The sequence below is a fragment of the Methylobacterium oryzihabitans genome, assembly GCF_004004555.2.
Taxonomy (GTDB): Bacteria; Pseudomonadota; Alphaproteobacteria; order Rhizobiales; family Beijerinckiaceae; genus Methylobacterium; species Methylobacterium oryzihabitans.
The window spans coordinates 1-415 of sequence record NZ_SACP01000186.1; the positions used below are offsets into that span (position 1 = coordinate 1).

The window sequence follows — 415 nt, forward strand, 5'->3', positions numbered from 1 at the left end:
TACATTGCCGAGCCGCTGCCGGAAAGCTTCAGGTCGTAGATTTCTGCGGTGCCTTCGACAATGCCGCTACCAACGCTGAAACCGACGGCGAAGTCTTCCAGGTCGGTGGGGCTGACCAGCATCACCGCCTGGTTGAGGCCGTTGTAGACAATGGCCAGGGCCACTTCTTCGGCCAGCGGGGTGCTGTCGCGTTGGGCGTCGCTGAGCTGGACGTAATCGTAGGTGTTGCTGGCGGCGGGCATGGACAAGGGCGATGATGCCGCGCAGACCGGAGGTTTGCTGTTCATCGGGGCGTTGAATACCGGCGGCTTTCTGATAGCACAAGCCTAGGCTTGCGGGCCGGCGGCGTCTAATCGCTAGGGTCTATGCCTTGATAGACCGTGTCGATTGGTCGCACAGGGGGCGGGAGTGGAAA

General features: G+C 61.4%; 1 protein-coding gene. It reads right to left on the bottom strand.

The genetic code is table 11. From position 1 onward, the window contains the following. The coding region (locus tag EOE48_RS28985) for a formate dehydrogenase accessory sulfurtransferase FdhD (protein WP_187371605.1) at positions 1 to 287 on the bottom strand (287 nt) is incomplete at its 3' end. Between the last annotated feature and the right edge of the window lie 128 nt (positions 288 to 415).